The 13,005-nt window shown below is 52.0% G+C and carries 10 protein-coding genes and 2 tRNA genes; 5 read left to right on the top strand and 7 right to left on the bottom strand.

Annotation, left to right across the window (positions count from 1 at the left end):
• Nucleotide 1 precedes the first annotated feature (1 nt).
• Entirely contained in the window at nucleotides 2–457 is a 456-nt protein-coding gene (gene csdE, locus NC856_RS10935) for a cysteine desulfurase sulfur acceptor subunit CsdE (RefSeq protein ID WP_264090466.1), read from the top strand.
• A 27-nt stretch (nucleotides 458–484) separates the two neighbouring features.
• Here csdE and tcdA read toward each other — a convergent pair whose 3' ends face one another.
• The 3 genes from tcdA to mltA all read right to left on the bottom strand — a co-directional run bounded on the left by tcdA (nucleotide 485) and on the right by mltA (nucleotide 4,833).
• Entirely contained in the window at nucleotides 485–1,300 is an 816-nt protein-coding gene (tcdA, locus tag NC856_RS10930) for a tRNA cyclic N6-threonylcarbamoyladenosine(37) synthase TcdA (RefSeq protein ID WP_264090465.1), read from the bottom strand.
• 47 nt (nucleotides 1,301–1,347) lie between these two features.
• Nucleotides 1,348–3,606, bottom strand: a complete 2,259-nt coding sequence (locus NC856_RS10925) for a molybdopterin-dependent oxidoreductase (protein ID WP_264090464.1) — start codon at nucleotides 3,604–3,606, stop codon at nucleotides 1,348–1,350.
• Nucleotides 3,607–3,696: 90 nt separating this feature from the next.
• Nucleotides 3,697–4,833 carry a murein transglycosylase A gene (mltA, locus tag NC856_RS10920; protein ID WP_264090463.1) on the bottom strand — a complete coding sequence of 379 codons (1,137 nt, stop codon included), beginning with the start codon at nucleotides 4,831–4,833 and terminating at the stop codon, nucleotides 3,697–3,699.
• Nucleotides 4,834–5,111: 278 nt separating this feature from the next.
• Between mltA and NC856_RS10915 the strand changes: the two genes are divergently transcribed.
• Together NC856_RS10915 and NC856_RS10910 are read left to right on the top strand one after the other, a co-directional pair.
• A tRNA-Met gene (locus tag NC856_RS10915) sits at nucleotides 5,112–5,188 on the top strand.
• A gap of 48 nt (nucleotides 5,189–5,236) precedes the next feature.
• Nucleotides 5,237–5,313: transfer RNA gene (locus NC856_RS10910), tRNA-Met, on the top strand.
• Between the two features lie 118 nt (nucleotides 5,314–5,431).
• On the opposite strand, the gene amiC is transcribed toward NC856_RS10910, so the two are convergent.
• Nucleotides 5,432–6,673, bottom strand: coding sequence for an N-acetylmuramoyl-L-alanine amidase AmiC (gene amiC / locus NC856_RS10905; protein ID WP_264090462.1), 1,242 nt, complete (start codon nucleotides 6,671–6,673; stop codon nucleotides 5,432–5,434).
• 215 nt (nucleotides 6,674–6,888) lie between these two features.
• On the opposite strand from amiC, the gene argA reads away from it, so the two are divergent.
• Nucleotides 6,889–8,214 (top strand): amino-acid N-acetyltransferase, encoded by a 1,326-nt coding sequence (gene argA, locus NC856_RS10900; protein ID WP_264090461.1) that lies wholly within the window; start codon nucleotides 6,889–6,891, stop codon nucleotides 8,212–8,214.
• A 129-nt stretch (nucleotides 8,215–8,343) separates the two neighbouring features.
• Here argA and NC856_RS10895 read toward each other — a convergent pair whose 3' ends face one another.
• Nucleotides 8,344–9,657: an MFS transporter gene (locus NC856_RS10895; protein ID WP_264090460.1), complete on the bottom strand. Its 1,314-nt coding sequence runs from the start codon at nucleotides 9,655–9,657 to the stop codon at nucleotides 8,344–8,346.
• A gap of 99 nt (nucleotides 9,658–9,756) precedes the next feature.
• Nucleotides 9,757–10,953 carry an L-talarate/galactarate dehydratase gene (locus NC856_RS10890; RefSeq protein WP_264090459.1) on the bottom strand — a complete coding sequence of 399 codons (1,197 nt, stop codon included), beginning with the start codon at nucleotides 10,951–10,953 and terminating at the stop codon, nucleotides 9,757–9,759.
• Nucleotides 10,954–11,309: 356 nt separating this feature from the next.
• On the opposite strand from NC856_RS10890, the gene NC856_RS10885 reads away from it, so the two are divergent.
• The gene (locus NC856_RS10885; protein WP_264090458.1) at nucleotides 11,310–12,332 is read left to right on the top strand and encodes a LacI family DNA-binding transcriptional regulator; all 1,023 of its coding nucleotides are present in this window, start codon (nucleotides 11,310–11,312) and stop codon (nucleotides 12,330–12,332) included.
• Nucleotides 12,333–12,403: 71 nt separating this feature from the next.
• On the opposite strand, the gene NC856_RS10880 is transcribed toward NC856_RS10885, so the two are convergent.
• Nucleotides 12,404–12,937: a VirK family protein gene (locus tag NC856_RS10880; RefSeq protein ID WP_264090457.1), complete on the bottom strand. Its 534-nt coding sequence runs from the start codon at nucleotides 12,935–12,937 to the stop codon at nucleotides 12,404–12,406.
• Between the last annotated feature and the right edge of the window lie 68 nt (nucleotides 12,938–13,005).

Here is a 13,005-nt window from a genome sequence, read left to right as displayed (position 1 = left end):
CATGACTGATACGACAAACACCGCTCACCCTTTCGGACGCCAAATCCGCGCAACAGATTTGCAGGCGCGTTTCGCCGCCTGCCGGTCATGGGAAGAGCGCTACCGGCAGTTGATTTTACTGGCGAAAGCCTTGCCCCCTTTGCCGCAAGCGCTGAAAGACGATGCTATTTCACTGTCAGGGTGCGAAAACCGTGTCTGGTTGGGCTATCAGCGTCAGGCAGACGGCACGTTGCACTTTTACGGCGACAGCGACGGACGTATTGTTCGCGGTTTACTGGCCGTGTTGCTTACCGCCGCTGAAGGAAAAACGGCTGATGTTTTATTACAGGAAGATCCGCTGGCGCTGTTTGAACAGTTGGGGCTACGCGCTCAACTCAGCGCCTCGCGTTCAAGCGGTCTGGCCGCTCTGTCGGCCAGGATCAGGAGCATTGCCGGGTCGGTCGCCGCGGGAGAGTAACAACCCGTCGAATAATGCGTCACACAATTAGCGAGACGCGGTTCCCCGCGCCATCTTCGCCATCATCTTTTTCAGCACATGAGAAACCGCCACAAAACCAAACGTGGCGGTTACCATCGTCGCGGCGCCAAAACCTGAAGCGCAGTCCATACGCATCACGCCTTCGGCGGTGTTGCGGGACGCACACACCGAACCATCAGGCTGCGGGTAAACCAACGGTTCGCTGGAAAACACGCAATCAATCCCCAATTTTCCTTTGCTGTTTTTCACCACGTTGAAGTCGTGCTTTAAACGCTCACGCAGCTTGGCGGCCAACGGGTCCTGAATGGTTTTCGCCAGATCCGCCACTTCAATGCGCGTCGGATCAATTTGCCCGCCCGCGCCGCCGGTAGTGATCACCGGGATTTTATAGCGACGGCAGTATGACAGCAGCGCGGCTTTGGGACGCACGCTATCAATCGCGTCAATGACATAGCTGAAATTGCGGTCGAGTAATTCCGCCACATTTTCGGCACTGATGAAATCATCCACGCAGGTAACCTGACATTCCGGGTTAATCGCCAGAATGCGTTGCGCCATCACTTCCGTTTTTGACTGCCCGGTATGCTGGCGCAGCGCATGGATCTGTCGGTTGGTGTTGCTGACGCACACGTCATCCATATCGATCAGCGTGATCGCGCCGATACCGGTGCGCGCCAGGGCTTCCGCCGCCCATGAGCCGACGCCGCCGATGCCGATCACACAGACATGCGCCTGGGAAAACAGCGCCAGCGCCTGCTGACCATACAACCGCGCGGTGCCGCCGAAACGTTGTAAATAGGCTGCGGATAATTGCGTACTCATGACAACCAACCTTCACTCAAGGAAAATAAAAGCGCCACAGGATAGCGCTAAACCCGCACGACATCCACCAGGCAACTCATGGCATTGGGTCCCTGAGTCAGTGGAGAAGTGCCGATATCCAATGTCAGTACGTTCGCATTCCCGGATTGCTCCACCGGATGCCATTGCTGACGACCAAACCCCGGTTCAAACCAGGCGCCGGTGGACATAATCACCACACCCGGCGTTACGCCGTCGGTAATCTGCACGCCAGCCAAAATACGTCCGCGATCGTTCCTGACCTCCACCAGGGAACGGTCGGTGATCGCGCGCGCCGCCGCATCCTGTGGATGCATATACAGCGTTTCCTTGCCTGCGGTTTTGTTGGCCGCAACCTGCGGCGTCGTCGCCAGTTGGCTATGCAGTCGATCGGCGGGCTGGATAGAAATAAAGTGCAGCGGCCATGTTTTGCTCGCCGGCGCGCCCAGCCATTCCACTGGCGGACGCCACTCAGGATGCGGCGCGAAATCGGGATAGTGATACCCGGCGATAGTCGAACTGAACAACTCGATCTTACCGCTTGCCGTTTGCAGCGCATGCTGCTGCGGATCGCGCCGGAAATCTTCAAAGAACACAAACGGCTTCTCATCCATCGGGATCTCGACATACCCTTGCCGCCAGAACGCATCAAATGACGGCCAGGATTGCCCCGCCTCTTTCTGTCTGGCCCGGCAATCATCATAAAGTGTTTCCAGCCATTGCCGCTCGTCGCGGTTCTGCGTGAACACCTCCCGATAGCCCAGTCGCTCGGCCAGTTCACTAAAGATATCAACGTCATGACGGGCCTGATGCTGCGGCGCAATTGCCTGATGCATGGCAAAAATGAACCGATCGCGCGACGAACCGCCGATATCATTACGTTCCAGCGAAGTGGTTACCGGCAAAACGATATCCGCCATCTGCGCCGCTGGCGTCCAGACGATATCCTGAACGATGACCGTATCCGGCCTGCGCCAGCCTTCCACCAATCGATTCAACTGCTGATGGTGATGGAAAGGATTGCCCCCGGCCCAGTGAATCAGGTGAATATCAGGATAGGTGTGCGTTTCCCCCTGAAAAGTATAGGGCTCGCCCGGCTTCAATAGCATGTCGGCGATACGCGCGACCGGGATCGCCCGCCCCGCATTCAGGCTGGCGGGCGATGCAGGCGCGGGCGTGGAAATACGCTCGTTGCCCACACTGTTCATGGAGCCATGTCCGAACGAAAAACCGCCGCCTGGTAAGCCAACCTGTCCCAGCATGGAAGAGAGCGCAATCATCATCCAGTAAGGCTGCTCGCCGCGGTGCGCGCGCTGCACGGAATAGGAACAGGTAATAAAACTACGCACGCCGATAAGCTGTCGCGCCAGACGCTGAATACGCGCCGCCGGAATGCCGGTGATGGCGCTGGCCCAGTCCGCGGTTTTGGCAATACCGTCGCCGCGTCCTTGCAGGTAATCCGTCAGTTGCTCGTAGCCCACGCAGTAGCGTTGTAGAAATGCTTTATCGTCCGCGCCCAGTTGCTGAATTTCGTATCCCAGCGCCAACATCAACGCCACATCGGTATTCGGGCGAATGGGTATCCATTCGGCGTTAACAAATGCCGGACAATCATCGCGCATCGGGCTGACGTTTATCACCGGAATGCCTTTCTCCACCAGCTTCTCCAGCGCCGGTCGGAGCGTGTGATGTCCGGCGCCGCCGGAGGCGACCTGCGCGTTTTTCAGCGCCAGACCACCAAAAGCGAGGAAAATCTCACCGTGCTCGGCGACGCTGCGCCATTCCGTCACTTTGCCGGTCAGGGGATGAAACGTACCAATGACATACGGCAGGAAAAACTGCGCGGCGCCCCAACTGTAGTTGCCGGCTTGATCGACCGCGCCGCCGCCGGAAAAGTAAAAGCGCCGCACCTGCGAACGGGCATGATGGAAACGTCCGGCGGAAGACCAACCATAAGAGCCGGCAAACAGCCCGTCGGCGCCGTATTGATCGCGCACGCGGCGATTCTCCACGGCAATTAAATCCAGCGCAACATCCCAGTCGACCTCAACAAAATCTTCCTTGCCCCGTAGCGTGCGATCGCTGTTCTCACGCTTATGCAGCCACGAACGGCGCACCGCGGGACGCCGGATCCGTCGTTCGGAATAGACCAGCGGCACAATCGAATCGAGCATGGCGGAAGGAGAAGGATCATCGGCAAAGGGTTCACAGCGAATCAATTTCCCATTCTCAACTACAGCGGTAAACGCGCCCCAATGCGCAAGATGTGGATAACGTTTAATCGACATGACAATCTCAGGGTAAATAGTTAGCAGAATAAATAATAAATCGGAGATAACATTTATCCCAGCGTTAGCTGGGATATCAGGAAGGTAAAATTAATTTTGCGGATTATTGACCAGTAATGAACCTGAATTGAAGAGCGTCCCGTCGTTCTGATTATTTTTCAGCACCCATACCCGACCATAGTGATTATAGTAACCAGCCGTATGTCCGGCATCTTGACCAATCCCTTGATAGATATCGAAGTGCTGGCCTTTAATCGCCCCGCCGACATCCAGCGCAATCATCAGCCGCATTTCATACTGACCGGTAAACTTGCCTTGATTATCCAGCAACGGCACTTCCGCCAGTATGCTGGTTCCCGGCGGGATCAGCGAACGGTCGGAGGCGACAGAGGCTTTCGCCACCAGCGGCACCGCGCTGGCGCCTTTAACGGGCGAGGACATCATGGGTTTGAAGAACACAAAAGATGGATTTTGTTCCAGCAGTTCACGAACTTCATATTCGCTATGTTCCGCCGCCCACTTGCGGATAGCCTGCATGGACATATCCTCACGCGCCACTTCGCCACGATCGATCAACACCTTGCCTATGCTGCGATAGGCATGACCATTTTTACCGGCATAACCAAAGAACGTGAGCGGGCGTCCATCCCCGAAATCGATGTAGGCGCTGCCTTGCACTTCCATCATGAAGTTATCCACCAGCGAATTGCTCCAGGCCAGCACCAGACGCTCGTCCAATGCGCCAGCATAAATCGCGGCGCGATCCGGCAGGCGACGATTATTCTTGCCGCGTGACGGCATGGCATACAGCGGATAGCGGAATTCTCCCTGACGGGTATAACGCGCTTGCAGCACCGGCGTATAATAACCCGTGAACTGAACGTTGCCGAAGTTATCCACGCCTTCCATTTGCCAGGCGCTTAAACCGAATTTGCTCAACTCGCGTGTATCGGCGCCAGACATCATCCAGTTTTCAATCGCCTGAAAGGTGTTGGTATTGCGGGCATAGAGGTTTGGGGAAGCGTTTCTGATTTCCGCAACCTGGGTGATAAAATCGCGCGCATTGACCGGTTTTCCCTTGGCGTTAGGTTCATTCACCAGTTCCAGAGGCTGATTGAGACGCCCGTCTTTATATTGCTGTCCGCGATCGGTCGGTCTGGACTGACAACCTGCCAGAATCGCAATCACCAGGCCGGTCAGCACGTATTTTCCCCAACTTCCTTTCATCTTCGTTGCGCTCTCTTTTGACATCATGTAGATCCACTGCCGAACGATAACAAACGGCTATAGATAAAGGAATGCGCCGGCCTAAAAATCGCGCCCGCGATTTTTAATGGTGCGCCCGCTATACGCCGTGCACGGCTTTCTCGCCATAAAACCCGTCACACCGCGTTTAAAAAATAGACTATCAGGCGGTAAATTCAGCATCCGCACCGGCGATCCCGTACTTTTTGCAGAAATAGGTTGCATAGAAGCGCGTGGGGAGTATAGTGCGCATCCACGGACGCGGGGTGGAGCAGCCTGGTAGCTCGTCGGGCTCATAACCCGAAGGTCGTCGGTTCAAATCCGGCCCCCGCAACCAATTACTGATGTGTGCTAACCATCAGAAAAAACCAGATATCAAGACGGACGCGGGGTGGAGCAGCCCGGTAGCTCGTCGGGCTCATAACCCGAAGGTCGTCGGTTCAAATCCGGCCCCCGCAACCAATTGATTATCAAGCTATTAAACACCCTACTGGGTGTTTTTTGCTTTCTGGCGTATCTCTCCCCACTATCTCATTCCTCAAAACCCGCGCCCTCTCTTGCGCTTGCTACGCGCCCACGCTTATAGCCCCGACCGACTGGCGAAATAGGCTTTGATTCCGGCAAGAATGGATTCCGCGATCTGCTGCTGAAAATGACTGGTGCGCAGCTTGCGCTCTTCTTCAAGGTTGCTGATAAAGGCGGTTTCCACCAGAACGGAAGGAATATCGGGCGCTTTCAATACGGCAAAACCCGCCTGATCGACACGGTTTTTATGCAAACGGTTCACCTTGCCCAACCGGGTCAGGATTTCTTTGCCGAATTTCAGGCTGTCGCTAATGGTGACCGTCTGCACCAGATCAAACATAGTATGGTCGAGGTAGCGATCGCCGCTCATGCTGACCCCACCGATCAAATCCGATTCATTCTGGGTTTGCGCCAAAAAACTGGCGGCGGTGCTGGTTGCGCCTTTCTTGGAAAGCGCGAAAACCGATGAACCTCTGGCCGCGCGATTGGTAAACGCGTCCGCATGAATGGAGATAAACAGATCGGCCCGCTGTTTACGCGCTTTCGCCACCCGCACGCGCAAAGGAATAAACACATCTTCATTGCGGGTCATATAGGCTTTCATATTGGATTCGCGATCGATCAATGTGCGAAGACGGCGAGCGATTTGCAGAACGATATCCTTCTCACGCGTCTTGTTTTTACCAATCGCACCGGGATCTTCACCGCCGTGGCCGGGATCGAGCATAATCACCAACGGACGATCGCGTCCCGCCTTACCTTGCTGCGGCGCTTCCGCCGGCAAGGTACGCTCAAGGTCACCCTTGTTGTAGTCTTCCAGCAACGCCAGCAGCGGATCTGCTTCGTTGTCATACTTGCCGACATCCGGGTAGAGATCCACCACCAGACGATGTTTGAATTCCGCCACCGGCGCTAATGTAAACAGCTTGGGGCTGGCGCTTTGTTTCAGTTCCAACACCAGGCGCACCGTATCTTTATCAAACTGACCAATACGCGCCGCTTTGATTAACGGATCATTTTGTTGAAACTGACTGGGAATGTTTTTCAACACGCTATTAAGATGAATATTTTCAATATCCACCACAATGCGGTTCGGGTCACTGAGCGTAAATTGCTTGTATTTCAGCGCAAGATTTGATTCCAGCGTGACGCGAGTATAAGAAGAGGAAGGCCAGACACGCACGGCAATCATCTGCGCTGTCGCAGCCAGCCCAACGCCACTGACGCTTAACAGCCAGGTTGCCGCTGCGCTTTGTAACAGGCGTCGCCGAGTCAGATTGTGATTCAAATAAGACATGCAACCCCGGTCTGATTACTGTGCTCTTGCCAAAAGCTGAAAGCAGGAATATGAAAATTATCAAAAACTTTAACCAATCTCCCCTGCGCTGTCATGCAAAAATCCTGTTGGCGCCTTGAATGAGGCGAAGAAAGGGCTTGTCTTACCCCTTGCCTTTTACCTCACAAAGAATAAAAATACAAAAATTACGAATAAAAATTCAAAGAGGGCTCGCAGTGAAGGAACGTAGTACAGAACTGGTTCAAGGCTTCCGCCATTCAGTTCCTTATATCAATGCCCATCGCGGCAAAACGTTTGTCATCATGCTGGGTGGAGAAGCCATCGAACATGAAAACTTCGCCAACATCGTCAACGATATCGGGCTATTGCATAGTCTGGGCATCAAGCTGGTCGTGGTTTACGGCGCCCGCCCGCAGATCGATGCCAACCTGACAACCCATCACTACGAGCCCCGCTATCACAAAAATACTCGTATCACGGACAGCGTTACGCTGGAACTGGTCAAACAGGCCGCCGGTATGTTGCAGTTGGACATTACCGCCCGATTGTCCATGAGTCTGAATAACACGCCGTTGCAGGGCGCGCATATTAATGTCGTCAGCGGTAACTTTATTATCGCTCAGCCGCTTGGCGTTGATGACGGCGTGGACTATTGCCATAGCGGACGCATTCGCCGCATTGATGAAGAAGCGCTGTACCGCCAGTTAGATAGCGGGGCGATTGTTCTGCTGGGGCCGGTCGCGGTTTCCGTTACCGGCGAAAGCTTCAATCTGATGTCGGAAGAAGTCGCCACCCAGTTGGCGATCAAGCTGAAAGCCGAGAAAATGATTGGCTTCTGTTCTTCACAGGGCGTGATCAACGATAAAGGCAACATTATCTCTGAATTGTTTCCAGACGATGCCCAACGGCGTATCGAAGCGATGGAAGCGGAAGGTGATTACCACTCCGGTACGGTCAGATTCCTGCGTGGCGCGGTTAAAGCCTGCCGTAGCGGGGTCCGCCGCAGCCATCTGATCAGTTATCAGGAAGATGGCGCCCTACTGCAAGAACTGTTCTCCCGCGACGGTATCGGCACGCAGATCGTGATGGAAAGCGCCGAGCAAGTGCGCCGGGCAACGATTAACGACATCGGCGGGATTCTGGAACTGATTCGTCCCCTGGAGCAGCAGGGTATTCTGGTCAGACGTTCGCGTGAGCAGTTGGAAATGGAAATCGATAAATTCACCGTGGTAGTGCGGGATAACCTGACTATCGCCTGCGCCGCGCTCTACCCGTTCCCGGAAGAGAGTATCGGCGAAATGGCCTGCGTCGCGGTTCACCCGGACTACCGCAGTTCCTCACGCGGCGATATGTTGTTGCAAAGAATTGCCGCGCAAGCACGTCAGCAAGGGTTGAGCAAACTGTTTGTGTTGACCACCCATAGTATCCACTGGTTTCAGGAGCGTGGTTTTTTACCTGCGGAAGTGGAAATGCTGCCGAAAAGAAAACAGGAACTGTACAACTATCATCGCCGCTCAAAAATTCTGGTGCTGGATCTGTGACACTCAGCGGACACATGACAATGGTGCTGGCGCTACACACCATTGTCATCGACAAGAATAAAAAATTGCTGCCCCGGAGGAGTTCAAATCTACGCAACAGCAATGTGTCACAGCGACACGAATCCCTGATTATTGGGCTGGCGCCGGTGTGATAGTGATCCGCTCCAACGGCCCGACAATAAATAAGTAAGCGATAAGCCCAATTCCCCCCATCGAACCTACGTACAAAATGGCGTAATCAAACGATTGGGTGGAAGATAAGATAAAGCCAATGATCAGCGGCGTAATGATGCTGGCCATATTGCCGCACATGTTAAAAACGCCGCCCGCGATGCCCAGCACTTCTTTGGGCGAGGTATCGCTTAAGACACACCATCCCAGATTACCAAACCCTTTGGCAAAAAACGCCAGACTCATCGCGGCTATAACGACGACTTCTGAACTGGTGTAATTCGCGGCAATAATGGTACATGACAGCAACATGCCGCAGATAATCGGCAGTTTGCGCGATATCGTCAGGCTATAGCCGCGTCGCAACAAATAATCAGAAAATACGCCGCCGATGATCCCTCCGATAAAACCGGCAATCGCGGGGATGGATGCGACCAAACCGACTTTCAATATTGACATCCCTTTGGCCTGATATAAATAAGTAGGGAACCAGGTAAGAAAGAACCAGGTGATGGAGGTAACGCAAAACTGACCAATATAAACGCCAATCATCATGCGGTTAACACAGACGGTTTTTATTTGTGAAAAAGTGATTTTCTCTTTCTTTTTATTAACGCCGAGAGTGGGCTCCCCGCCGCCGGAACGAATATAGTCAAGCTCCTCCTGATTGATTTTTTTATGTTTAAACGGTTCCTGTACGTAGATAAACCAAAATACTCCCAGCAAGACGCCAATGGCGCCAATATAATAAAATACATAGTGCCAGCTTAAATGATATAAAATCACCGTCATTAAAGGCGTAACCACGCCCAGAGAAATATATTGGGCGGCCTGATAAACCGAGGTGACGAAACCTCTTTCTTTGTTCGGGAACCATTGAACGCTGAGACGGCTGTTGGCCGGAAATGCGGGCGCTTCTATCGCGCCCATGAGCAAACGCAGAATAACCAGCGCCACGAGAGGGGAAGTAAATAGATAAATCGTCCCCTGGAACATCGTAACAACAGACCAGGCAATCAAAGCAAAACCATATACCAACCGCGAACCAAATTTATCAAGTAGTAACCCGCCGGGAATTTGCATAATAACGTAGGAAATACCAAAGGCAGAAAACGCCAGTCCCATAGCCTCCGGGTCGAAGCCTAATTCCTTACTCATAAAAGGTGCGACAACGGAAAGTGTCGCACGGTCCGCATAATTAAAAACCGTGGCTAAAAAAAGAAAAATTAATATTGTATATCTTACATTTGTGCGTTTTTTTAACGTATTCATGGTAGACAACTCCTGTCAACGAGGGTTGCATTTAATTGGATAAGTAGAGGTACAGTTAATTACCGTGACTGATAGAGAAAATATCAGTCACGGGACACATCAGGGATGTTTACCAAACTCGCAGGTCAATGCCGTCCATTTTCTTGCCTGATCGCTCAGGGTAAAACCAAGCCCCAGACGATCGGAAACCCACATGCGGCCATCACGTAACTCAAGCTGCTCGTTAAACAGTGGGTTTAACCATTCGAAATGTTCCAGCCAGGGCTCAATCGGATAAGCCGCCGCCAGATGCAAATGCACCTCCATCGCGAAATGAGGCGCGAGCTTACGACCATGCTTGGCCGCCAGATCCATGATTTTCAGGAAAGGCGAGATCCCGCCGACGCGCGGCGCGTCAGGCTGAACAAAATCGCTGGCGTTACCGAGGATCAACTGCTCATGTTCACGGAAACTGGTCAGCATCTCACCGGTGGCGATCGGTGTGTCGAGGGCGGCGGCCAGCGCCGCGTGACCGTCGACATCGTAAGCATCAAGCGGCTCCTCAATCCAGATTAGGTTGAATGCTTCCATTTTCCGTCCCATACGTATGGCGGTTTCGCGATCCCATTGCTGATTCGCATCCACCATCAACGGGAAATCATCGCCCAATGCCTCGCGCACGGCGGTAAGGCGCCGGATATCTTCCGCCGTATTGGGTTGCCCGACTTTCAGTTTGATCCCGCCAATGCCGCTTTCACGCGAAATCACCACATTTTTTAAAACCTGTTCCAGTGGCGTATGCAGGAATCCGCCGGAAGTGTTATAGCACTGCACGGAATCACGGTGCGATCCCAACAGCTTCGCCAGCGGCAACCCGGCGCGTTTGGCTTTCATATCCCACAACGCGATATCGATGGAAGAAATCGCCTGTACCGCCATGCCGCTGCGACCGACAGACGCGCCGGCCCACAGCAGCTTGGTGTAAATTTTGTCTATATCGTTAGGATCCTCGCCGATCAGGTTATCGGCAATTTCTTTGGCGTGGGCATAAATGCCCTGCCCGCCCGCTCGTTTCGAATAGCTGAAGCCGACGCCTTCAAACCCCTCTCTGGTGCGGACTTCAGCAAAAATGATAGCGACTTCGGTAAGCGGCTTTTGTCGTCCGGTCAGAACCTTGGCATCACTGACCGGCGTCGCCAACGGCAAAAAAGCCAATGACATTTTTACCCACTCGATCCGATCGCCGGTATCAGCGGCAGTTTTGACATTCGTTGCTTTCGCGTAGCTTACAGCATCTGAATTAGCGCTAAGAGTCATGTGTTTTCCCCTTTTAAATGATTGCGCTAACATATTTAACCCAAACACCGCAGATGAACAGAAAAAGAACACAAGGATGCAAAACAGATCACAAATTAATCAATAATTAAATTTAAACATTAAAAAACACATAAAAACCACGGTAATAATTCTCACAAAAAACAACAATGATAACGCAATCATTTATGCAAACGCACAAAAAACACGCTAAAGTCACATTTGGGAAATAAGCGCACCCTGTCGTAAGCAAGCGTACCGACTTGCATTATCGCCATTCATCAATCTTGGCTGGAAAATACCCTACTTCAACGATAATCTGACAGACAGGAAGTCAGTAACATATTGGGGAACATCGAGTGAAGAGTGATAAACACGCCGTCAATAACCCGAACCGCCCCCCCACGCTGGAAGATGTGGCTCGTGCCGCGGGACTTTCTCCGATGACTGTCAGCCGGGCATTGAACAATCCCAAAATCGTTCGTGCGGGAACCGTGTCCCGCGTCATGGAGGCGGTGCGTGTGACGGGTTACATTCCAAACATGTTGGCCGGCGGGTTGGCGTCGAAACGCAGCAAACTCATCGCGGTTATTGTTCCTCAAATCAATAACAGTATGTTTGTTGATACGGTTCAGGCCATCAGCGACGAACTGGCCACGCGCGGTTATCACATGCTGTTGTGTGTTGCTGGCTATACGCATGAATCCGAGGCCGATATCGTTACGACGATCCTCTCTCGTCGCCCGGATGGTATTGTTCTCACCGGTATTCACCATTCCCCCGAACTTAAGAAAATCATCCTTAACGCCAATCTTCCCGTCGTTGAAATCTGGGATTTAACGCCAACACCGCTTGATATGCTGGTCGGGTTTTCTCATGAAAAAATTGGCAATGCGATTGGTTACTACCTGTTAAATAAAGGCTATTCACGATTCGGGTTGCTTTGGACAGAAGATAGAAGAGCAGGACAGAGGAAAAAAGGAGTTTATGAGATTATACAAAAAAAACCTGATTGCCAGGTTCGGGAAATTACGTTGCCTTTGCCTGCGACGCTGGCGTTGGGTCGCCAGGGATTGAGTGCGCTGCTTGCGAAAGATAATCAGTTCGATGCCATCATTTGCAGTTCTGATACCCTCGCGCAAGGTGCCATTATGGAAGCAGAAACAAGAGCATTGAACGTGCCGGACAAACTGGCGGTGATCGGATTTGGCGATCTGAATTTTGCCGCTCATAATACGCCTTCGATCACCACGATCAGAATTGACCGCTGGAAAATCGGCACCGATGCGGCCATGATGCTGGCGGATAAAATTGAAGGCAAACCCGTCAGCGAACCCATCGTCGATATTGGATTTTCACTGATTGAGCGGGAATCGGCCTGATCATCTTAAAACATAATGATGTTACGCTGAACGAAAACGCCACGGCAAAGCGTGGCGTGCTCAGGGCAATATCAATCGTGAGAATAAAATATGATACCTTTATTAATCAGGCAGTCATATTGCACACTATTGCCGACAGGTTGCCAGTCTGGAAGAGAAAATAATCGCATTGAGAAGGTTATTGTATATTCATCCTTAGACCGGTACCGCAGAATTTGCGCCACTGGTTTGCTTTCATTACTCACCGTCTGGCGGGTATCCGAAAAAGCCAGAGAACCGTCCGGTCTGATCAGATAGGAATTAATCACCAGTCCTCCTTTCATCGTCCCCGTGGCGCCGGTTTCGGGGTTGGCGCACTGTGTTAAATCAACCGTCATATTGACTCGCTCGCCCTTATTCAGTACCTGCTTAAGGTCAGACAGCGTATCAAGCGAATCCGCATAACTGTAATGGGAAAGACTGTATAAAAACGCGGTAAAAATAAACTTCTTCAAGGTAAAAAACGAGGACATCCGGTTTCCTTTAAAAGGCGATTTGGAAAAAAACATTTTTCTTACTCCCTTATGATAATATCCAGACAAAGACAAGCCCCAAAAATATTCCATCATCCTGATCAAAAAACAAGTGTTATTAATTAAAAAATACAAAAAAACGCCATCTTATATTATATAAT

Source organism: Brenneria izbisi, assembly GCF_025840185.1.
GTDB classification, from domain to species: domain Bacteria; phylum Pseudomonadota; class Gammaproteobacteria; order Enterobacterales; family Enterobacteriaceae; genus Brenneria; species Brenneria izbisi.
This window is presented reverse-complemented; position numbering and strand designations above follow the sequence as displayed.